Origin of the sequence: uncultured Phycicoccus sp. (assembly GCF_947495705.1) — a bacterium.
Lineage (GTDB): Bacteria > Actinomycetota > Actinomycetes > Actinomycetales > Dermatophilaceae > Phycicoccus.
The window spans coordinates 229,932-251,221 of record NZ_CANLZR010000002.1 but is presented as its reverse complement, the minus strand read 5'-3'; the positions used below and the strand labels follow the sequence as shown (position 1 = coordinate 251,221).

Below are 21,290 nucleotides of genomic sequence, written 5' to 3'. Positions count from 1 at the left end.
GGGACAGGCTAACCGGCGTCGCCGGCCCGGACCGGTCACCTAGGCTGACCGCGTGGACCTCGATGCGTACGTCGCCGCGCACCACGCGCAGTGGCACCGGCTCGAGCAGCTCGTCGGGCGCCGCCACCTCACCGGCGCCGAGGCCGACGAGCTCCTCGACCTCTACCAGCGCGTCTCGACCCACCTGTCGGTCGTCCGCTCGGCCAGCCCCGACCCGGCGGTCGTCGCGCACCTGTCCTCCGTGCTGTCCCGAGCCCGGCTGGCCACCGCCGGGAAGCGCACCGGCACCTGGGCGGCGCTGGGCGCGTTCTTCACGACGACCTTCCCCGCCGCGCTCTACCGGCTCCGGTGGTGGTGGGTCACGACGGCCCTGGCCAACGTCGCCATCGCGTTCGCTGTGGGGTGGTACGCCTACCGGCACCCCCAGGTGTGGACGTCGGTGATGTCGCCCGCCCAGATCGAGTCCTTCGTCGGCACCGACTTCGAGCAGTACTACTCCGAGTACGCCCACCTCGACTTCACCGGCCTGGTGTGGACGAACAACGCGTGGGTGTCGGCCCAGGTCATCGCGTTCGGGATCCTCGGGCTGCCGGTCGTCTACGTCCTGGCGACGAACGTCCTCAACGTCGGGATCGCGGGCGCGCTCATGGCCTACCACGACCGGACCGGGCTGTTCTTCGGGCTGATCCTGCCGCACGGGCTGCTCGAGCTCACCGCCATCTTCGTCGCCGGCGCCGTGGGGCTGCGGATCTTCTGGTCCTGGGTCAGCCCCGGGCCGCTGCCGCGCGGGCAGTCGCTGGCCCGGGAGTTCCGCTCGGCCGTCGCGGTCGCGCTCGGCCTCGTCGCCGTCCTCTTCGTCAGCGGCGTCATCGAGGGCTTCGTCACCCCGTCGGGGCTGCCGACCTGGGCCCGCATCGGCATCGGCGTCGTCGCCGAGACCGCCTTCCTGCTCTACGTCTTCGTCGTCGGGCGGGCCGCTGCCGCGCGGGGCGCCACCGGGGACCTCACGGTGCGCGACGTCGGCGACACCCTGCCGGTCGCCGGCTGAGCAGTCTTCGCCGAGCGGTGACCATGCGGCCACCCCGGTCGAGAGACGAGAACGTGCCGTGTTTGCTCCAGGGCCCGCGGCATGTTCTCGTCGTTCGACTGCGAGGAGCGGGAGTTCGCTCAGAGGAGGCCCTGGCGCTTGAGCGCCAGGTAGTGGTCGGCCAGCCGCACCGGCAGCTCGTCCGGTGGTGCGTCGAGGACGTCGACGCCGAGCCGGCCGAGGGCCTCGGCGGCGGCGCCGCGCAGGGCGAGGGTCCGCTCGGCCGCGGCGGCACCCCAGACCTGCGTGGACCCGTCCCGGGCGGCGCGCATCGCGTCCAGCGCGGGGTCGGCCACCGATGCGACGACGACCCGGTGGTGGTTGACGAGGGCCGGCAGCACGGGCAGCAGCCCTTCTTCGACGGCGGCCGGCTCGAGCGGGGTGAGCAGGACCACGAGCGACCGATGGGTCGACCGGGTCACCTCGGCGGCCAGCACCCCCCAGTCGGTCTCGACGACCTGCGGATCGACGGGCGCCAGCGTGCTGATGACGTCGTGCAGCAGCGCCGCGCGGTCGGCGCCGGTGACCCGGGCCCGTACCCGCCGGTCGCCCGCGACGACCTGCACTCGGTCGCGCGCGTGCCCCGCGAGCGCGGTGAGGAGGAGGGCGGCGTCCATCGCCGCGTCGAGCCGGGGCGCGTCGCCCACCCGTCCGGCGCTCGTGCGCCCGGTGTCGATGACGATGACGATGCGCCGGTGCTGCTCGGGCTGCCAGGTCCGCACGACGAGGTTGCGGCGCCGGGCCGTGGCACGCCAGTCGATGGACCGGACGTCGTCGCCCTCGACGTAGTCGCGCAGGCTGTCGAACTCGGTGCCCTGCCCGCGCGTGCGCACCGCCGCCCGGCCGTCGAGCTCGCGGAGCACCGCGAGCCGGCTCGGCAGGTGCTTGCGCGACGGGAAGGCGTGCAGGACCCGGACCCGCCCCGGCACCTCGACCGAGCGCTGGCGCGCGGCGAGGCCGAGCGGCCCGGCCAGGCGGACCGTCACGCGGTCGGCGCGCCGGTCGCCCCGGCGGGTCGGTACGAGCGTGGTGGTGACCCGGCGCCGCTCGCCCGGCGGCACGGAGACCGGGTGCCGTCCGGGCCGGGACCCCGCCGACGGGGGCCACCCGTCGCGCACCACGCCGCGGGCGGTCCGGCGGCCGGTGTTCTCCACGATGATGCTGGTGGACAGCGACTCCCCGAGCCGCACCTGGGTCTCGCCCTCCCGGGTCAGCCGCAGGCCGCCCGGAGCGGCGGCGAGCGCGAGGTCGAGGCCGACGAGCACGAGCCAGACGAGCAGCCAGACCCACACGGTCGACGCCGCCGGCCGCAGCACGACCGGGACGAGGCCGAGCAGGAGCAGCGCCGCGGCGCGGGTCGTCAGGGTCATCAGCGGGGGACGGGCACCGACGCGAGGACGCTGTGCAGCACCGAGGTGACCGAGGTGCCCTCGAGCTCGGCCTCGGGCCGGAGCATGAGCCGGTGCGCGAGGGTGGCCAGGGCGAGGGCCTTCACGTCGTCCGGGGTGACGTAGCCGCGGCCGCTGAGCCACGCCCACGCCCGGCTCGTCGCGAGCAGCGCGGTCGCCCCGCGCGGGGACACCCCGAGCGCCAGCGACGGCGAGACGCGGGTGGCCCGGGCGAGGTCGACGACGTAGCCGATGATCTCGGGGGAGACCTGCACCTGCCGGACGGCGGCGGCCCCGGCCTCGAGGTCGGCGGCCGTCGCGACGGGCCGGATGCCCGCGGCCGCGAGGTCGCGCGGGTCGAACCCGGCCGCGTGCCGCTCGAGCACCGCGACCTCGTCGGCCCGCTCGGGGACGGGCAGCTGCACCTTGAGGAGGAAGCGGTCGAGCTGGGCCTCGGGCAGCGGGTAGGTGCCTTCGTACTCGACGGGGTTCTGGGTGGCGGCGACAAGGAACGGGGAGGGCAGCGGGTGCGGCGTGCCGTCGACCGACACCTGCCGCTCCTCCATCGCCTCGAGCAGCGCCGACTGGGTCTTCGGGGGAGTGCGGTTGATCTCGTCCGCGAGGAGGAGGTTGGTGAACACCGGGCCCGGGCGGAAGCTGAAGTCGCCCTCCTTGGCGTCGAAGACGAGCGAGCCGGTGAGGTCGCCGGGCATGAGGTCGGGGGTGAACTGGACGCGCTTGGTCCCGATGTCGAGGGACGCGGCGAGCGAGCGGACGAGCAGCGTCTTCGCGACCCCCGGGACACCTTCGAGGAGGATGTGGCCCCGGCACAGCAGCGCGACGAGCATCCCGGCGACGGCCGCGTCCTGCCCGACGACGGCCTTGCCGACCTCCGCGCGCACCCGGACGAGCGCGGCGCGGGCGTCGGAGGCCGCGGGGGCGGGCGCACCGGCGGACCCGGAGGCGGCAGAGTCGGCCCCGGTGCCGCGGTCGTCGGTCGCCGGGGCGGGCGGGGTGGGGTGCTCAGTCATGACGTACGGACCTTCTCCTCGAGATGGGCGAGCTGCTGGGCGAGCATGACGAGGGCTGCCTCGTCGGACGGGGGGACGTCACGCAGGAGTGCGTCGACCTCGGCGGCGGGGGTCCCGGTGGCCTCGGCGACCGCCGCGACGAGCGCCGGGTGGGAGGTGCCGGCTGCCAGGCCGAGCCGGGCGGCGAGCCGGCCGGCGCCGGCCCGCCGCAGCACGCTGGCGGCGCGCGCGCGGTCGCCCGCGGCACGGTAGAGCTCGGCGCGGCTCTCGGTGGTCTCGGTGGCCCGCACGACGACCGGCAGGGGTTCGGGCACGAGCCGCCCGAGCCGCCGCCCCCGGGCCAGGGCGAACACGAGGAAGGCCAGGGCGGCGACGGCCAGGCCGGGCTCGACCCACGCGGGCCACACCGACTGCTCGTCGGCCGGAGCGGGGTTCTGGGTGAGGTCGTCGGCCGCCGGGTGGTACCAGACGAGGGTCGGCGACGCCCCGAGGAGCCGGACGACGAGCCCCGCGTGGTCGGCCTCGGTGACGAAGCGGTTGGTGGCGGCGTCGGGGAAGCCGACGACGGTGACCGGCGCGTGGCCGTCGGTGGCCGGGAGGTCGACGGAGGCCCAGCCGGTCGGGGGCGGCTCGGCGCTGCTGCCGCGATCCTCCGGCGGCACGAGCGGGTAGCACGCCCGGGCGCCCGCCGGGAGGTCCTCGGCGGTGGCGAGGATCGACCACGAGACCCGGGCGAGCTCGTCGTCCGGGCGCACCCACGGAACGCCGCAGTCCGCGGCGTCGGGGTCGACCGGCGGGTACGTCACCTCGACGCCGAGACCGAGGTCGGCGAGCACGCGCGGTGCTCCGTCGAGGAGGACCACCCGGTCGGCCCCACGGGTCTCCCGCAGCAGCCGACGCGCGGCGGTCGAGGTGAGGAGGTCGGAGTTGCCGACGACGACCGTCACCCCCGGGCCGGCGCCCGTCGCATCGACGGCGTCACCCGCCGTGCCGACGACCCGGACGTCGACGCCCTGGTCGGTGAGGACCTCGACGAGGGCACGCGTCCCGGACTGCCCGGTGCCGTCGGGGTGGAGGTACTCCTCGGGGGACGGGGACCCGGCCGCGAGGGCGACGAGGACGCCTCCGACGACGAACACGAGCACCCAGACCACGACGTCGCGGACGCGCCGGGCGGCACGACCCGTGTCGGCGCCGGCGGGGGCGATGCCCGCGGGCGCGGCGGGGGTGGTCGTCGTCATCCGGCCGCCTCCGCGGCGACGTGGCCCGGACGGGAGGGGCGGGTGGCGGTGAGCCGGTCGTCGAGGGCCAGGACGCCGCGCGCCTGGGCCTCGGTGGCGGGCCGGTCGCCGTAGCGGACGGCGTCGAAGGAGTCGGCCGCGGCGATGAGGGCGGCGTCCTCGGCGGGGAAGGCAGTGGCCAGCTCGAGGGCCACCTCGTGCGCCGTCCGCCCCGGTGCGTCGTCGAGCACAACCCGCTCCACGGCGGCCCGCGCGACGGCGCGCACCCCCTCGAGGACCGCCGTGTCCCAGTCGCCCCGGTCCGCAGCGGCCCGGGCCTGGCGACGCAGGACGGCGGCCGGGAGGTCGGGGACGTCGAGGACACCGGAGCCGGCCTGGGCGCCGGAGGAGCCGACCTCGCGGCGCAGGACGCGGTACAGCACCAGCGCGAGCACCCCGACGAGAAGCCCGATCGCGACCGGGAGGAACACCGACGGCAACCCCCCGTCGGGGGAGCTCGACAGGAGCCGGTCGAGCCATTCGCGCAGCCGCTCCAGCAGCCCGGGCTGGGCGTTGTACCGGGCGCTCGACAGTTCCTCCTCCAGCCAGCGTCGCGCCTCGTCCGACGTGGGGTCCAGGGGGACGTCGAGGGGCAGCACGAGGTGCGGGAGGGTGGGCACGGGTGGGCTCAGCCGGGGGGCGTCGGCCACGGTGGCGCCGCGGCGCCCTGCGCGGTCTGGATCAGCTGGACGTCGAGACCCTCCCGGCGGATCCGCGCGTCGACGTAGAGCAGCGCGTCGACCCCCGCGCTGAACGGGGTGGTGAGGGCCCCGGTGAGGAGGCCGGCGATGCCCGACGTCACGGTCTGCAGCACGAGGAAGTTCCCGCCGCTGGGGTCATCGGCCAAGGTCAGGCCGACGATGAAGAACAGGAGAAAGGTGATGGGCAGGGTGATGACCGACGCGGCGACCCCGACGATGAGCCCGGTGAGGAGCCGGAGCCCGAGGATCCGCCAGAAGGGGCCCTTCACGGGGCTGCCCACGAGCCGGGCCGAGCGGAGCAGGCCCGCGAAGACGCCGACCCGCTCGATGACGATGGCGGGGGTGGCGAACGCCCAGGCCGTCGAGAGGTAGAACAGCGCCGCCATGAGGGCGATGAACCCCAGGATCCCGACGAGGACGTAGACCCCGATGTTGCCCCCGCCGGCTGTCTCCCCGAAGACGATGACGCCGACCGGGATGCCGACCGTCACCGCGACGACGACGAGCGCGGCCAACAGGGTGACGAGGACCGCGCCGAGCATCGCGGGGACCCGCCCGCGAGTGGCGCGCCAGGTCTGGCCCATCGACACCTTCCGGCCGAGGACCGCCTGGCCGATGACCTGGGCGAGGAAGCCGGCGAGGAGGATCGAGGCGAACACCTGGGCGATCGAGGGCAGGTAGACCCCGAGGATCCCGAGACCGAAGCCGTCGGGGAGCGTGTCGGACGCGCCGCTCGAGCCGTCGTCGAGGAAGGAGAACGAGGTCTGCCCGGCGAGCCAGGAGCCGAGCGCGGTGGCGGGGACGAGGAACGCGAGCGTGGTGAGCGCGGCGAGGCCGATGGTCGCGGCGGGGTTGCCGCGGACGGCCTTGAGGACGCCGCCGTACAGGTCACCGAGCGTCAGCGGGCGCAAGGGGATGATGCCGGGCCGGTAGTCCATCTGGCCGTAGGGGGCCTGGCCGGGAGGCGCCCAGCCGCCGCCGGGGGGCGGAGCGGAACCGGGCGGGGGACCCGGCGCCGGAGGCGGCGGCGGTGGGGGCTGCGGTGTGGGCTCCGCGGACGGCGGGGTCCCGGGCGCGGACCCCGGCGGGACCCACGGCTGGTCGGTCATCGGCGGGTCCCCTCGTGCGGCACGCCGCAACCCTAACCGAGGAGGCTGCGCTCCACGGTTGCGGCGCGGGAACCCGCGGCACCGAGTGCGGTCTGCCGCGCGACGATGCCCGGCTCGTCGCGCATGAGCCGCCAGCCGCGTCGAACGAGGACCGGCGGGGACTTGCGGCGTTCCTTGAGGTCGCGGGCCAGGCGGCGGACGAACGTCACGACGGGCCGGTGGTGCACGCACCAGGCGCTGTGCAGCATCCCCTCGGCGTCGAGCCGGGCGACGATGTCGGCCGCGAAGATCCCCTCGGCGAGGACGAGGTCGTGCGGGGCCGCCGTCACCTCGTGGCTGCCGACGGCGCGGCTGCGTGAGATGTCGTAGACGGGGAGCTCGGTGCGCCCGGTGTCGAGCAGCTCGCGCAGGCCGGCGACGGCGCGGTCGGCGTCCCAGCTGTCGGGGTGGTCCCAGTCGAGGATGCCGAGGTCGGGGTGCCGGGGCATCGCGGGGTCGTCCTCGTCGCGGTAGAAGTCGTCGAGCCGGAAGACCGGCCAGCCGCGGGCCGCGCGCAGCCGGTGCGCGAGGCGGGACTTGCCGGAGCCGCTCGGGCCGGCGAGGACGACGACGCGTCGGCGGCCGGGGCGAGGGGAGGGCCGGGCCTGGTCGGAGTCCGTCGCCTGCTCACCCACGGGCGACGATTCTAGGGCCCCGCGCGGGCTGCCCAGACGGGGTCAGCGGCCCTTGGGGTGCCAGACGGTCTTGGTCTCGAGGAACGCCGTGAGACGCGACAGGTCGGGGGTCGGCTCGAAGTCGGGCTCCACGGCCTCGACGCCGGACCCGCCGGGCCGCAGCACCCGCTTGAGGTTCTCGGCGGCGGCGAGCTCGAGCGCGCCCCACTCGACCCCGTCGGCGCCCGCGGCACCGGTGAGGTCGATGGCGTTGACGTCACGGTGCGACGCGAGCCACGGCGCCACCTCGGCGGTGCGGCCGGTGACGACGTTGACGACCCCGCCCGGCACGTCGGACGTCGCGAGGCACTCGGCGAGGTCGATGGCCGGCAGCGGGCGCTGCTCGGAGGCCAGGACGACGCAGGTGTTGCCCGAGACGATGACCGGTGCGAGCACCGACACGAGCCCCAGCAGGCTGGAGGTCTGCGGTGCGAGGACGGCGACGACCCCGGTGGGCTCCGGCGCCGAGATGTCGAAGTACGGCCCGGCGACGGGGTTGAGCCCGCCGAGGATCTGCGGGTACTTGTCGGACCAGCCCGCGTACCAGACCCACCGGTCGATGGCGGCCGACACGGTGGCCTCGGCACGCGCGGGCGTGAGCCCCTCGGAGTCACGGACGTCCTGGACGAGCTGGGCCCGCCGACCTTCCATGACCTCGGCGACGCGGTAGAGCACCTGGCCGCGGTTGTAGGCGGTGGCACCGGCCCACCCGGGCTGCGCCTTGCGCGCGGCGACGACCGCGTCGCGGGCGTCCTTGCGCGAGCCCATCGCGGCGTTCGCGAGGAACGCCGGCGCCGACCTGCGACCGGTGGGGGTCGCGAGCACCTCGTAGGACCGGCCGCTCTCGGAGCGGGGGAACTTGCCCCCGATGTAGAGCTTGTACGTCTTGCGGACGTCCACCCGCGTGCTCACTGGCCACTCCCGGTCTTCACGTACGCCGCGAGCCCGTGGCGGCCGCCTTCACGGCCGTACCCGGACTCCTTGTACCCGCCGAACGGCGAGGTCGGGTCGAACTTGTTGAACGTGTTGGCCCAGACGACGCCCGCGCGCAGCTGGTCGGCCATCCACAGGATGCGGCTGCCCTTCTCGGTCCAGATGCCGGCCGAGAGGCCGTACGGGGTGTTGTTCGCCTTCGCGACGGCCTCGCCCGGCGTGCGGAACGTCAGGACCGAGACGACGGGCCCGAAGATCTCCTCCTGGGCGATCCGGTGCGTCTGCGAGACGTTGCTGAAGACGGTGGGCCGGAACCAGAACCCCGCCCCGGGCAGGTCGCAGCCGGAGTCCCAGCGCTCGGCGCCCTCGGCCTCGCCGGCGGCGGTCATCTCGACGATGCGCTTGAGCTGGGCCTTGGAGTTGATGGCGCCGACGTCGGTGTTCTTGTCCATCGGGTCACCGACCCGCAGGGTCTTGAGGCGACGCTTGAGCCGGCGCAGCATCTCGTCGGCGACGTTCTCCTGGACCAGGATCCGGCTGCCGGCGCAGCACACGTGGCCCTGGTTGAAGAAGATGCCGTTGACGATGCCCTCGACGGCCTGGTCGATGGGGGCGTCGTCGAAGATGATGTTCGCGCCCTTGCCGCCGAGCTCGAGGGTCGCCTTCTTGCGGGTCCCCGCGATGGAGCGGGCGATCATCTTGCCGACGTTCGTCGAGCCGGTGAAGGCGAGCTTGTCGATGCCGGGGTGGTCGACGATGGCCTGCCCCGTCGGGCCCGCGCCGGTGACGATGTTGACGACGCCCGGCGGCAGGTCGGCCTGCCGGCAGATCTCGGCGAAGAGCAGGGCCGTCAGCGGGGTCGTCTCGGCCGGCTTGAGCACGACGGTGTTGCCGCAGGCCAGGGCCGGGGCGACCTTCCACGCGAGCATCATGAGCGGGAAGTTCCACGGGATGATCTGGCCGACGACGCCGACGGGCCGGGGGTTCTCGCCGAGCGCCGCGTAGTCGAGCTTGTCGGCCCAGCCCGCGTGGTAGAAGAAATGCGCCGCGACGAGGGGGACGTCGACGTCGCGGCTCTCCTTGATGGGCTTGCCGTTGTCGAGGGTCTCCAGGACGGCCAGCTCGCGGGCGCGCTCCTGGATGATCCGCGCGATCCGGTAGAGGTACTTGCCGCGGTCGGCGCCGCTCATCCGCGACCAGACCCGGGTGTACGCGGTGCGGGCGGCCCGGACGGCGGCGTCGACGTCGTCCTCGCCGGCCTCGGAGACCTCGGCGAGGACCTCCTCGGTGGCGGGGTTGACGGTCTTGAACGGGGTGCCGCCGGTGGCCTCGACGAACTCGCCGCCGATGAACAGCCCGTAGCTGCTGGCGATGTCGACGACGGCGCGGGACTCGGGGGCCGGCGCGTACTCGAAGGTGGGCATTCGCTGCTGTCCTCAGGTGGTGGTGGTCAGTAGCCGCTGGGGGCGTCGTCGGCGACGTAGTCGGCGCCGGAGTAGGCGCCCGTGGCCATCTTCTGCCGCTGCAGGATCAGGTCGTTGAGCAGGCTCGAGGCCCCGAACCGGAACCAGTGGTTGTCGAGCCAGTCCTCGCCGGCGATCTCGTTGACGGTGACGAGGTACTTGATGGCGTCCTTGCTCGTGCGGATGCCGCCGGCCGGCTTGACCCCGACCTGGACGCCGGTCTCGTCGCGCCAGTCGCGGACGGCCTCGAGCATGACGAGGGTGACCGGCAGGGTCGCGGCGGGCGAGATCTTGCCGGTGGAGGTCTTGATGAAGTCGCCGCCCGCGAGCATCGAGAGCCACGAGGCGCGGCGCACGTTGTCGTAGGTCGAGAGCTCGCCGGTCTCCATGATGACCTTGAGGCGGGCGTCGCCGCAGGCCTCCTTGGTCTCGGCGATCTCGCGGAACACGGTGAGGTAGTCGCCGGTCAGGAACGCCCCGCGGTCGATGACCATGTCGATCTCGTCGGCGCCGTTCTCGACGGCGTCACGGGTGTCGGCGAGCTTGACGGCCCGGCTGGCGCGGCCGCTGGGGAAGGCGGTGGCCACGGCGGCGACGTTGATGTCGCTGGAGCCGAGGGTCTCGCGGGCGATGCCGGCCATGTCGCCGTACACGCAGACGGCGGCGGGGCTGGGGGTCGACAGGTCGCTCGGGTCGGGGACGAGCGCGCGGGTGGCCAGGCCCCGGACCTTGCCGGGGGTGTCGGCGCCCTCGAGCGTCGTGAGGTCGATCATCGAGATGGCGAGGTCGATGGCCCACGCCTTGCTCGTCGTCTTGATCGAGCGGGTGGACAGGGCCGCGGCGCGGGCCTCGCAGCCGACCTGGTCGACGCCCGGGAGGCCGTGCAGCCATCCGGTGAGGGCGGAGTTGGTCAGCCGCGACACTCCGAGGATGTCGCGGGCGCGCGTCGTGGGGTCGACGTCGATGGCGGTGCTCACCCCGCGAGTGTACGGGCGGCGGCGCCCGCTGGGCACCGCCGGGACGGCAGCGGCCCGGCCACCGGTGCCGGTGGCCGGGCCGCTGCGCCGGTCAGGTGCCGCAGTCGATGGTGATGGCGCCGACGGTGATGTCGTCACCGGACTCGAAGGACGAGTCGGAGGTGGACATCCGGACAGCCACTGTGACCGTCCCCGTCGCGGAGGCGACATAGGTGGCGGAGACCGAGCCACCGGGGCCGCTGGTGGTGGTGTCGACGAGGGACCCCGGGACGAGCGTGCCGTCGATGAGGAGCTCCGAGGTCATCGGATTCGGGTTGGACGTCAGCGCCGTCCAGCTGTACTGGAACGTGTAGGACTGTCCGTTGACGACGTCGAGGCTGTGCGAGGCCGAGGCGGAGTAGCTCGACAGGGGCTGGGCGTCGCTGTCGACCACGAAGGTGCCGCTGGCGAACCGAGCGCTTCCGGCCGTGGGGGTCCCGGCTTCGGAGATCACCCAACCGTCGGTCGCACTGAACGCCGGAAGGGTCGGGCAGGGGGTGGGGGAGGCGGCCATCGCCGGTGCGGCGGCACCGACGGCGATGACGGGGACGCTCCACGCGGCGCCTCGGGCGACCGCACGACGGGACGGGCGCATCGGCTCCCGGGGTGTGGGGTGCTGGGCAGCAGGGGACATCGGACGGCCTCTCGGTGCAGGGAAACGGCAGGTCGTGCAGGGTGTCGGGGGCCGGACGGCGCAGGGTGCCAGGGCTCCGACGTCCAGCACCCTAGGGCCCAGACGTAACTCCCGCCACAAGAAACGCATAAAGAATGGACATCGAAAATCAGACGTACGACGCCGATGGGGTAAATGGCGAGGCGATCGACCGAGATCCCGTCAGTCGGTGGTAGGCCGGATCTCGAGAACGGGGCATCGTCGGATCCACTGGAGGTCAGCCGGCGGTCGCCGCGGCCAGCTCCTCGCGCAGGGCCGCGAGGCGCAGGTCGGCCCGCTCGCGCGCCGCCTGTACGTCCCCGTCGGCCACTGGCTCGACGACCTCGAGGTACACCTTGAGCTTCGGCTCCGTCCCGGACGGCCGCACGATGACGCGGGAGTCGTCCGCGAGGAAGTAGCGCAGCCCCTCGGTGGGGGGTAGGCCGCCGTCGCCGCGGGCGAGGTCGTCGGTGCGCGTCACCTCGACGCCGGCCAGGCTCGCCGGGGGCTGGGCCCGGAGGCGCTCCATGATGCGGCCGATGAGCGAGAGGTCCTCGACCCGCACCGCCAGTGCGTCGGTGGCGTGCACCCCGTGGGTGCGCGCGAGGTCGTCGAGCCGGTCGGCCAGGGTCAGGCCTTGCGCCTTCAGCGTGGCCGCGAGCTCGGCGACGAGGAGCGCCGCCGAGACACCGTCCTTGTCGCGCACGTGCCCCGGGTCGACGCAGTAGCCGAGGGCCTCCTCGTACCCGTAGCGCAGGCCGGGCACCCGCCCGATCCACTTGAAGCCGGTGAGGGTCTCCTCGTGCCGGACCCCCGCCGCACCGCACATCGCCGCGAGGAGCCGCGAGGAGACGATCGAGTTGGCGAAGACGGCGTCGGGGGAGTCGGGCGCCACCCCACGCTCGAGCACGTACGAGCCGAGCAGCGCGCCGACCTCGTCCCCGCGCAGCATCCGCCACCCGCCGCGTCCCGGGACGGCCACGGCGCACCGGTCGGCGTCCGGGTCGTTGGCGACGACGAGGTCCGGGTCGGTCTGCTCGGCCAGCTCGAGGGCCGCGTCCATCGCGCCCGGCTCCTCGGGGTTCGGGAACGAGACGGTGGGGAACATCGGGTCGGGCTCGGCCTGGGACGCCACCGGGATGGGCGCGTCGAACCCGGCGGCCAGGAAGGCGCGCCGCACGGTCTCGGAGCCGACCCCGTGCAGGGCGGTGTGCACGACGGTGACGTCGCGGCGGCCGTCCGGCGCGAGGACGGTGACGACGTCGTCGAGGTAGGCCGCGAGCACGTCGTCGCCGAGGGTCTCCCAGCCGTCGTCCGCGAGCGGAACCGAGGCGACCGACTCCACCGCCGCGATGCGCTCGGCGATGAGGCCGTCGACCGGCGGCACGATCTGCGACCCGTCGCCGACGTAGACCTTGTACCCGTTGTCCTGCGGCGGGTTGTGCGAGGCCGTCACCATGACGCCCGCGTCGGCGCCGAGGTAGCGGATCGCGTAGGCCAGCACGGGGGTCGGCAGGGGGTGCGGCAGGACGACGGCGCGCCCGCCCATCCCCGTGACGACGGCGCAGGTGTCGTGGGCGAAGACGTCGGAGTTGGTGCGGGCGTCGAAGCCGACGACGACGAAGGGCTCGTCCGCGACGGTCTTCAGGTAGGCGGTGAGGCCGGCCGCGGCGCGGATGACGACCGCGCGGTTCATCCGGTTCGGCCCACCGCCGAGCTTGCCCCGCAGCCCGGCGGTGCCGAACTCGAGCATCCCGGACATCGCGTCGGCGAGCTCCTCGACCGCGGCCGCGTCGCTGCGCTCGGCCGCGTCGGCGAGGCCCAGCAGCTCGGCCCGGGTCTCGGGGTCGGGGTCGTCGGCGGCCCAGGAGCGGGCGCGGGCCAGGAGGTCGTCCAGGTCGGCGTGGTCGATGTCGGTCACCGTTCCCCCTCAGATGAGGCCGACGACGTCGGCGAGGAGGCGCCCGCACCGGTCGGCGGCCGCGCGGCCCGCGTCCAGGACCTCCTCGTGGCTCAGCGGCGTCGCCGAGATGCCGGCGGCCGCGTTCGTCACGAGCGAGATGCCGAGGATCTCCAGGCCCGCCTGGCGGGCGGCGACCGCCTCGAGCGTGGTCGACATGCCGACGAGGTCACCGCCGAGCACGCGTGCCATCCGGACCTCGGCGGGGGTCTCGTACTGCGGCCCGCGGAACTGGACGTAGACGCCCTCGTCGAGGGTCGGGTCGACCTCCTGGGCCAGGGCCCGCAGCCGCGGGGAGTACAGGTCGGTGAGGTCGACGAAGTTCGCGCCCTCGATGGGTGTGGCCGCGGTCAGGTTGATGTGGTCGGAGATGAGGACGGGGGAGCCGGGTGCCCACTCGGGCCGCAGGCCCCCACAGCCGTTGGTGAGGACGATGGCGCTGCAGCCGGCGGCCGCGGCGGTGCGCACCCCGTGGACGACCGAGCGCACCCCGCGGCCCTCGTAGAAGTGGGTCCGCGTGCCGTACACCAGGGCCCGGCGGCCGGTGTCGCCGATCGCGACCGAGCGCATCGTGCCGCTGTGGCCCTCGACGGCCGCCTTCGCGAAGCCCGGGACGTCGGTGTTCTCGATCGTGGCGAGCGTCTCGCCGACGAGGTCGCCGGCCTGGCCCCAGCCGGAGCCGAGGACGAGGGCCACGTCGTGCCGCTCGACCCCGGTGCGCTCGCGGATGACCGCGGCGGCGGCCTCGGCGACGGAGAACGGGTCGACGGCGGGGTCGGAGAGGTCGTGGGCGGCGGCGGTGTCGGTCACCGGGGCAGCGTACCGACGGGGCCCTCTGTCACCTACAGCGCTGCCGACGGCGCGGGCCTCGCTGGGATCACGTCGGGCACGGCGTCCCCGCCTGGGTGGGGGGTCGGGTCAGTCCAGGTGGCGGACGCGCGGCCACAGGACGGACCACGGCGCCACAGGGTCCTGGCAGAGCGCCACCGGCACCCCCTCCTCCTCGTTGTCGACCCCGACCCCGTTCGAGAGCCGGTCGCGGACCTCGCAGCGCTCGAAGAGCGGGACGAGCGCCTCGTACTGGGCGCCGACCACGACGACGGTGCGCGTGGCCTCCGGTGGCGGCCCGAGCTCCCACAGGTGGTTGTGCCCGCTGACGGCTCCGGCGAGCCCGAGCGCAGGACCGAAGCGGGCGACCGCCCCCGCTTCCCCGTAGTTCGAGGTGAGGACGGCCGCGTCCGGGTCGCCGGCCGCCCGCCACACGTCGGCGACCTGCTCGACGTAGCGCGGCCAGCCCACCTGGTCCCCGACGAGCGGGCCCGCCTCCGTCACGGGCGTCGCGCCGACGACGGTGAGCGGGACGACCGGCACGGCCAGCACGGTCGACACGCCGGCACTCACCGCCAGCACGCCCGCCAGGGTCCACCGCCGCCACGGGGCTGCACGGGTCCACCGCGCCACCGGGACGCACCCGGCCGCGAAGAGGGCGGCGAGCAGCGCCACGGGGTAGTGCGGCTGCGCGCCCGAGACCCAGGCGAAGGCGACGAGGACGACCGCCGCGACGACGAGCCAGCGCGCCTCGGGCCTGCGCCACGCGTGAACCGCGCCGGCCAGCCACACGGGGACGAGCAGCGGGCCGATGGCGACGAGGAGGATGAGCGGGAGCTGGGAGCGGACCTCGGCCGCGTTGTTCTCGCCGAGCGCCGCGCCCATCGCGAGCTGGGGCCAGCCGTTGACGACCTGGTAGGCGATGCTCGGCCCGGCGAGCACGACGGCGACGAGCGCCCCGGCCCAGGGCCACGGAGTGCCGAGCGAGCGCCGCGGCCCGAGCAGCAGCACCCCGAGCACGAGGCCGGCGAGGACGACCGGGATGAGCAGGCGGTTCAGCGACGCCAGGCCTGAGAGGGCGCCGACGGCGAGCCACCAGCGGGGGTCGCCCCGCAGGGCCCGGCAGGCGAGCACGACGACCCCGACGGTCATCGCCAGGTCGATCGTGGACGTGAGCAGGAGGTGGCCGAGCGCCAGGGGCAGCGTGGCGAAGGCGCCGCCCCACGCGGCGAACGCCTCGGCCCGCCGGTCCCCGCCGAGCTCGCGGGCGAGCAGGGCCAGGAGCAGCACCGTCACGGCGCTCGCGAGCGTGGCCGGCACGCGCAGCGCCCAGGGCTCGTCGACGACGGCGGCGAGCGTGCGCGCCAGCCAGGGGGCCAGGGGCGGCTGGTCGACGTACCCCCAGTCCGGCGGGAGCATCCGGAAGTAGAGCTCGTCCCGGTGGTACCCGTAGCCGACGCTACCGAGCGTGAGGACGACCGCCTGGGTCGCCGCCGCGACCATCGGCGCCCCCCACCGCGGCCGGCCGGCCCGCATCACCGCCACGAGCCGTGGCGCGTCAGTCGGCCGCCACGGCCAGCGCGGCGTCGCCCCGCGGGCTGAGGACGACGCGGTCGCCCGCGTGGTACTTCGTGACGTCGGTGTTCGGCACCTGCACGGTGACGACCTCGCCGGCCGCCGTGCGCGCGATGACCCGCCCGTGCCCGCCGAGGAAGCTGGCGCTCTCGACCGTCGCCGAGCCAGGCTCCGACCCGGCTCCGGACGCCGGCGCCACCTCGACGCCCTCGGGCCGCACGAGCAGCACCACGTCCGGGCCGGCGGCCGACCCCGGCAGCACCGGCACGCTGCCCCCGAGCACCTGGGCACGGCCGCCCTCGATGCGGGCCCGCAGCCGGTTGGTCAGCCCGACGAAGTCGGCGACGAACGGCGAGACCGGGGCCGAGTACAGCTCGGCCGGGGCGGCGAGCTGCTCGAGCCGGCCGGTCGACATGACCCCGACGCGGTCCGCGACCGCGAGCGCCTCCTCCTGGTCGTGCGTGACGAACAGCGTCGTCGTGCCGACCTCCAGCTGGATGCGGCGGATCTCGTCGCGCAGCTGGGTGCGGACCTTCGCGTCGAGTGCCGACAGCGGCTCGTCGAGCAGCAGGACCTGCGGCTCGATGGCCAGCGCCCGGGCGAGTGCGACGCGCTGCTGCTGCCCGCCGGACAGCTGGTGGGCGTACTTCTCGGCGTGCTCGGACAGCCCGACGAGGTCGAGCATCTCGCCGGCCCGGGCCCGGCGCGCGGTCTTGTCCTGCCCGCGCAGCTCGAGACCGAACTCGACGTTCTGGCGGGCCGTCATGTGCGGGAAGAGGCTGTAGGCCTGGAACACCATGCCCATGTCGCGCTTGCTCGTCGGCACCGAGGTGACGTCCCGGCCGCCGACGGTGATGGTGCCCGAGTCGGGGTCCTCGAGCCCGGCGAGGCAGCGCAGCGCGGTGGTCTTGCCGCACCCGGACGGGCCGAGCAGGGCCACGAACTCGCCGGGCTCGATGTGCAGGGTCAGGCCGTCGAGGGCCGCCACGCCGCCGTAGACGCGGCGTAGGTCGGTGAGCTCGACGGCGATCCCGCGGTCGGTGCGGGTGCTGCTGGCCTCGGTCGTGGCGGTCATGCGGGGGTCTCCTTGCGGGAGCGACGGAACCGGCTGAAGCGGGAGGGGCCCGCCGCGCGGCTGCCGACGAAGGACATGGCGAAGAGGACGAGGAAGCCGAACACGAGGGCCGCCAGCCCCACGGCCACCGACACCTTCGCGTCGGACTTGCCGAGCTCGAACATGGCGACCTGGAGGTTCTTCTTGCTGAACAGGCTCGCGATCGTGAACTCGCCGAGCACCAGGGCGACGGACAGGAAGGACGCCGAGAGGACGGCGGTGCGCAGGTTGGGCAGGATGACCCGCCACATCACGGTGGCCCAGCCGGCCCCGAGCGAGCGAGCCGCCTCGGCGAGGGTGCGGACGTCGATGGCGCGCAGCCCGGCGTCCAGGGCCCGGTAGGCGTACGGCAGCACGAGGATGACGTAGGCCAGCGACAGCCACAGCGTCGAGGACCCCACGAGGTAGTAGACCCAGGCGTAGATGGGCGTCAGGCCGACGACGAGGACGATGGCCGGCACGGTGAGCGGCAGCAGGCAGATGAACTCGACGGTCCGGGACAGTCCCGGCAGTCGCAGCCGCACCCAGGTCATCGTCGGCACGAGCAGAACGAGCATGACGAGCGGGGTGACGACCCCGAGCCCCACGGAGGCGAGGAAGCCCTCGCGGAGCGCCGGGTACTCGAGCGAGACCGTCGAGACGTCGGCGAGGGTGCGCCAGGTGTCCAGGGTCCGCCCCTCCCCGCCGCGGCCCTGGGTCGTGAACTCCAGCATGCCCAGCAGGGGCAGCGCGAAGAAGGCAAGCAGCAGGCTGAGGGTCACCCACCGGAACGCGCGCTGGCGCCGGCGGAACCGGCTCCGCCCGCTCATCGGGTCATCCAGCGGCTGGCGCGCTTGTCGATCCAGGCGTAGAGCGTCATGACGAGCGCGACGACGACGACCATCGCGAGCGCCATCGCCTTGCCGAGGTTCTCCTGCCCGAGGATGACCTCGGACGAGAGGGCGCCGCCGATCTGCAGGGGGAGCAGCGGGTTGGCCTGCGGGACCAGGGCCTTGGCCGTGGAGTACGCCGAGAAGGCGTTGGTGAAGAGCAGCAGGGTGGCGCCGACGAACGACGGGAAGAGGATCGGGGCCGCGACCCGGCGCCAGTACGTCCACGTCGTGCCGCCGAGGGTCTCGGTGGCCTCCCGCCACTGCGGGCGCAGGCCCTCGACCGCGGGCAGGAAGACGATGAGCATGAGCGGGATCTGGAAGTAGAGGTAGACGAGCATGAGGCCCTTGTCCCACTCGTAGAGCCACAGCCCGCCGCCCGTGACGAGCCCCACCCGCCCGAGGAGCACGCTCAGCAGCCCCTGCGCGCTGAAGGAGGCGATGAAGGCGAACGCGAGGGCGACCCCGCCGAACTGGGCGAGCACACCGCACAACGAGCTGAAGAAGCGCCTCGTCACCGACCCCTCCCGGGCGGTGCTCACCGCGTAGGCGAGCACGCCGCCGATGACGGCGCCCCCGACCGAGGTCACCGCCGAGAGGATGAGCGACTGGGTGAGGCCTCGGACGACCGAGGGCTGGGTGAGGCCCTCGACGTTCCCGAGGGTCGGCCGGTTGTCGCCGTCGAGGAACGCCCCGATGACGACGACGAGCGTCGGGATGAGCAGGAAGACCGTGGTGTACGCGAAGAACGGCACCACCCCGGCGAGGGCGCCGGACGGACGAAGCCGTCGCAGCGCCCCCGCGGGGCGGGCCGTCGCCGCGTCAGCCAACGGCGTTGGCCCAGTTCTCGGCGAGGTAGGTCTTGCCGGACTCGGCGTCCTCCTGGGTCGGGACGACCGGGGTGCCGTCGACGGCGGGCAGCGCCGCCGCGGCGGCCTCGTCGAGGGTGCCCGCCTCTTTCATGGCGTCGAAGCGGACCGGCCGGGCGCCGCCCTTCAGCCAGAGGTTCTGGCCCTCGTCGCTGTAGAGGAACTCCTGCCAGAGCCGCGCGGCGGCCGGGTGCGGCGCGTCGACGTTGATGGCCTGGTAGTAGTAGCCGGCCACGACGGCGTCCGACGGGACGAACACCTCCCAGGTCGGGACCTTGGCGCTCAGCGAGGCGTTGAGGTAGTCCCAGTCGATGACGACCGGCGTCTGGCCGGACTCGACGGTGGCCGGGGTGGGGTCGACGGGCAGGAAGTTGCCGGCCGCCTTGAGCTCCTTGAAGAACTCCACGCCCTTGGCGAGGTCGCCGGCGCTGCCGCCCTCGGCGATCGCGACCATCTGGACGCCGGCGAACGCGGCGCCGGCCTCAGTGGGGTTGCCGTTGAGGGCGACCTTGCCCTTGTAGTCGGCGCCCATCAGGTCCTGCACGCTCGTCGGGGCGGGGACCTTCGAGGAGTCGTAGCCGATGCTCATGTAGCCGCCGTAGTCGTTGATCCACAACCCGTCGGGGTCCTTGAAGTCGGCCGGGACGTCGTCCCAGGTGGCGACCTTGTACTTCGCGTACATGTCGGTGTTGGCGAGGGCCACGGCGGCTCCGAGGTCGAAGACGTCGGGGGCGCCGGACTGGCCCTTGAGCCGCTTGGCGGTGGCGATCTCGTCGGCGCTGCTCGCGTCGGGCTGGTCGCTGGTGACGGTGATGTCGGGGTACTTCGCCTGGAAGGCCTTGATGACCTCGCCGTAGTTCGCCCAGTCCGGCGGCAGCGCGATGACGTTGAGCGCGCCCTCCTCGTTCGCGGCGGCGACGAGCGCGTCCATCCCCCCGAGCTCCTCGGCGGAGGTGGCCGTCGCGGCCGAGACGCCACCGCCGGTGTCGGTGCCTCCCGAGCCGCTCTCGGTGGGAGGTGAGCAGGCGGTGATGGCGACGGCGGTGAGGCCTGCCGCGGCGAGCGCGGTGGCGCGGCGGCCGATGGGGTTGGGCATGGGGACCTCCTGGGGCGACGGACGGCCGCGACCGGGGACCGGAGACGGCTGCAGGTCGCACTCTAGGGACTTCCGGAGTGGTGCGGAATAGCACCTTTGTCACGATTCGACCGGGCCACCGGGGCCGCGACCGGCCCGGGTGGTTGGATGGATCCCGTGAATGCGCGGTCGAGCAGAGTCGTCATCCTCGGTGGGGGCCCCGGTGGGTACGAGGCGGCCCTGGTCGCGGCGCACCTCGGTGCCGAGGTCACCGTCGTCGAGCGCACCGGCATGGGCGGCGCCGCCGTCCTCACCGACTGCGTCCCGAGCAAGGCGCTCATCTCGACCGCCGACTACCTCAGCGACTTCGCGACCGCCACCGACCTCGGCGTCCATCTCGAGGACCACGACGGCGACCCCGTGGCGGACGCCGTGGCGGACCTGCCCGAGGTGAACCGCCGGGTCGTCGCTCTCGCGGCGGCCCAGAGCAGCGACATCACGGCCCGCCTCGCCGAGGTCGGGGTCAGCATCGTCACCGGTACCGCGCGGCTGACCTCACCGACCTGCGTGCGGGTCGAGGACGGCGACGGCGGCAGCCGCGACCTCGAGGCCGATGTCGTGCTCGTCGCCACCGGCGCGACGCCCCGGGTGATGGACACCGCCGTCCCCGACGGCGAGCGGATCCTCACCTGGCAGCAGATCTACGACCTGGAGGAGCTTCCCGAGCGGCTCGTCGTCGTCGGCTCCGGGGTCACCGGCGCCGAGCTCGCGCAGGCGTACCTCGGCCTCGGTGCCGAGGTCGTCCTCGTCTCCAGCCGCGACCGGGTGCTGCCGGGGGAGGACCCCGACGCGGCCACGGTCATCGAGGACGTCTTCCGCAAGCGCGGGATGGAGGTGCTCGGCCGGTCCCGGATGGCGTCGGTGGAGCGCACCGACGAGGGGGTGCTCGTCCGGCTCGAGGACGGCCGCGAGGTCACCGGCTCGCACGCACTCCTGGCGGTCGGCTCGGTCCCGCAGACCAGCGGGATCGGCCTCGAGGACGTCGGGGTCGACCTCCTGCCCTCGGGCCACGTGGCCGTCGACAAGGTCTCGCGGACGTCGGTGCGCGGGGTGTACGCCGCCGGCGACTGCACCGGCGTCCTGCCGCTCGCCTCGGTGGCGGCGATGCAGGGGCGGATCGCGATGTCGCACGCGCTCGGCGACGCCGTCGCCCCGCTCAACCTCGGGGTGGTCTCGGCGAACATCTTCACCGACCCCGAGATCGCGACCGTCGGCGTCACCCAGCACGACGTCGACGACGAGCGGGTCGACGCCGAGGTCCTCATGCTCCAGCTCTCCCGCAACCCGCGCGCGAAGATGCTCGGGATCACCGACGGGTTCGTCAAGCTCTTCGCGCAGAAGGGGTCCGGGGCCGTCATCGGGGGAGTCATCGTCGCGCCGCGCGCGTCCGAGCTCATCTTCCCCGTCACCCTCGCCGTGCAGCACCGGCTCAACGTCGACCAGATCGCCTCGACGTTCACCGTCTACCCCTCGCTCTCGGGGTCGGTGGCCGAGGCCGCCCGCCGGCTGCATCCCACCGACTGACGGACCTCCGGCGACCTGCCGCGAACCCGGCTGGGGCAGGATG

The 21,290-nt window shown here is 74.1% G+C and carries 19 protein-coding genes; 2 read left to right on the top strand and 17 right to left on the bottom strand.

The window, feature by feature from the left end:
* The first annotated feature begins 52 nt into the window (after window positions 1-52).
* Complete coding sequence (locus tag Q0963_RS04435) at window positions 53-1,048, top strand: stage II sporulation protein M (RefSeq protein WP_299443174.1); 996 nt, start codon at window positions 53-55, stop codon at window positions 1,046-1,048.
* A 119-nt stretch (window positions 1,049-1,167) separates the two neighbouring features.
* Here the strand turns inward: Q0963_RS04435 and Q0963_RS04430 are convergent, their stop codons facing one another.
* The 17 genes from Q0963_RS04430 to Q0963_RS04350 all read right to left on the bottom strand — a co-directional run bounded on the left by Q0963_RS04430 (window position 1,168) and on the right by Q0963_RS04350 (window position 19,684).
* Entirely contained in the window at window positions 1,168-2,457 is a 1,290-nt protein-coding gene (locus tag Q0963_RS04430) for a DUF58 domain-containing protein (RefSeq protein ID WP_299443171.1), read from the bottom strand.
* Entirely contained in the window at window positions 2,457-3,506 is a 1,050-nt protein-coding gene (locus Q0963_RS04425) for a MoxR family ATPase (protein ID WP_299443168.1), read from the bottom strand. The genes Q0963_RS04430 and Q0963_RS04425 overlap by 1 nt, the downstream gene beginning before the upstream one ends.
* On the bottom strand, window positions 3,503-4,747 hold the full coding sequence (locus Q0963_RS04420) for a DUF4350 domain-containing protein (RefSeq protein ID WP_299443165.1): 1,245 nt from the start codon (window positions 4,745-4,747) through the stop codon (window positions 3,503-3,505). Before Q0963_RS04420 ends, Q0963_RS04425 begins: the two co-directional genes overlap by 4 nt.
* Window positions 4,744-5,406, bottom strand: coding sequence for a DUF4129 domain-containing protein (locus Q0963_RS04415; protein WP_299443162.1), 663 nt, complete (start codon window positions 5,404-5,406; stop codon window positions 4,744-4,746). Before Q0963_RS04415 ends, Q0963_RS04420 begins: the two co-directional genes overlap by 4 nt.
* Before the next feature lie 8 nt (window positions 5,407-5,414).
* Window positions 5,415-6,425, bottom strand: a complete 1,011-nt coding sequence (locus tag Q0963_RS04410) for a hypothetical protein (protein WP_299443158.1) — start codon at window positions 6,423-6,425, stop codon at window positions 5,415-5,417.
* Between the two features lie 203 nt (window positions 6,426-6,628).
* On the bottom strand, window positions 6,629-7,270 hold the full coding sequence (locus Q0963_RS04405; protein ID WP_299443155.1) for a uridine kinase: 642 nt from the start codon (window positions 7,268-7,270) through the stop codon (window positions 6,629-6,631).
* Window positions 7,271-7,312: 42 nt separating this feature from the next.
* Window positions 7,313-8,221, bottom strand: a complete 909-nt coding sequence (locus tag Q0963_RS04400) for an aldehyde dehydrogenase family protein (RefSeq protein WP_299443152.1) — start codon at window positions 8,219-8,221, stop codon at window positions 7,313-7,315.
* The gene (locus Q0963_RS04395) at window positions 8,218-9,666 is read right to left on the bottom strand and encodes an aldehyde dehydrogenase family protein (RefSeq protein WP_299443148.1); all 1,449 of its coding nucleotides are present in this window, start codon (window positions 9,664-9,666) and stop codon (window positions 8,218-8,220) included. Before Q0963_RS04395 ends, Q0963_RS04400 begins: the two co-directional genes overlap by 4 nt.
* Window positions 9,667-9,692: 26 nt before the next feature.
* Entirely contained in the window at window positions 9,693-10,682 is a 990-nt protein-coding gene (gene deoC, locus Q0963_RS04390) for a deoxyribose-phosphate aldolase (protein WP_299443145.1), read from the bottom strand.
* 91 nt (window positions 10,683-10,773) lie between these two features.
* Window positions 10,774-11,355 carry a hypothetical protein gene (locus tag Q0963_RS04385; protein WP_299443143.1) on the bottom strand — a complete coding sequence of 194 codons (582 nt, stop codon included), beginning with the start codon at window positions 11,353-11,355 and terminating at the stop codon, window positions 10,774-10,776.
* 256 nt (window positions 11,356-11,611) lie between these two features.
* Window positions 11,612-13,294: a phospho-sugar mutase gene (locus tag Q0963_RS04380; protein WP_299443140.1), complete on the bottom strand. Its 1,683-nt coding sequence runs from the start codon at window positions 13,292-13,294 to the stop codon at window positions 11,612-11,614.
* A 9-nt stretch (window positions 13,295-13,303) separates the two neighbouring features.
* Window positions 13,304-14,143, bottom strand: a complete 840-nt coding sequence (locus Q0963_RS04375; RefSeq protein WP_299443137.1) for a purine-nucleoside phosphorylase — start codon at window positions 14,141-14,143, stop codon at window positions 13,304-13,306.
* Between the two features lie 108 nt (window positions 14,144-14,251).
* Window positions 14,252-15,664, bottom strand: coding sequence for a glycosyltransferase family 39 protein (locus Q0963_RS04370; RefSeq protein ID WP_299443134.1), 1,413 nt, complete (start codon window positions 15,662-15,664; stop codon window positions 14,252-14,254).
* Window positions 15,665-15,719: 55 nt separating this feature from the next.
* A complete protein-coding gene (locus Q0963_RS04365) occupies window positions 15,720-16,811 on the bottom strand; it encodes an ABC transporter ATP-binding protein (RefSeq protein WP_299443131.1) in 1,092 nt (363 codons plus the stop codon).
* A complete protein-coding gene (locus Q0963_RS04360; RefSeq protein ID WP_299443128.1) occupies window positions 16,808-17,659 on the bottom strand; it encodes an ABC transporter permease in 852 nt (283 codons plus the stop codon). The genes Q0963_RS04365 and Q0963_RS04360 overlap by 4 nt, the downstream gene beginning before the upstream one ends.
* Window positions 17,656-18,549 carry an ABC transporter permease subunit gene (locus Q0963_RS04355; RefSeq protein ID WP_299443125.1) on the bottom strand — a complete coding sequence of 298 codons (894 nt, stop codon included), beginning with the start codon at window positions 18,547-18,549 and terminating at the stop codon, window positions 17,656-17,658. Before Q0963_RS04355 ends, Q0963_RS04360 begins: the two co-directional genes overlap by 4 nt.
* Entirely contained in the window at window positions 18,542-19,684 is a 1,143-nt protein-coding gene (locus tag Q0963_RS04350) for an ABC transporter substrate-binding protein (protein ID WP_299443122.1), read from the bottom strand. The genes Q0963_RS04355 and Q0963_RS04350 overlap by 8 nt, the downstream gene beginning before the upstream one ends.
* Window positions 19,685-19,831: 147 nt before the next feature.
* Between Q0963_RS04350 and Q0963_RS04345 the strand changes: the two genes are divergently transcribed.
* The gene (locus Q0963_RS04345) at window positions 19,832-21,247 is read left to right on the top strand and encodes an NAD(P)H-quinone dehydrogenase (RefSeq protein WP_299443119.1); all 1,416 of its coding nucleotides are present in this window, start codon (window positions 19,832-19,834) and stop codon (window positions 21,245-21,247) included.
* The last annotated feature ends 43 nt before the right edge of the window (window positions 21,248-21,290 follow it).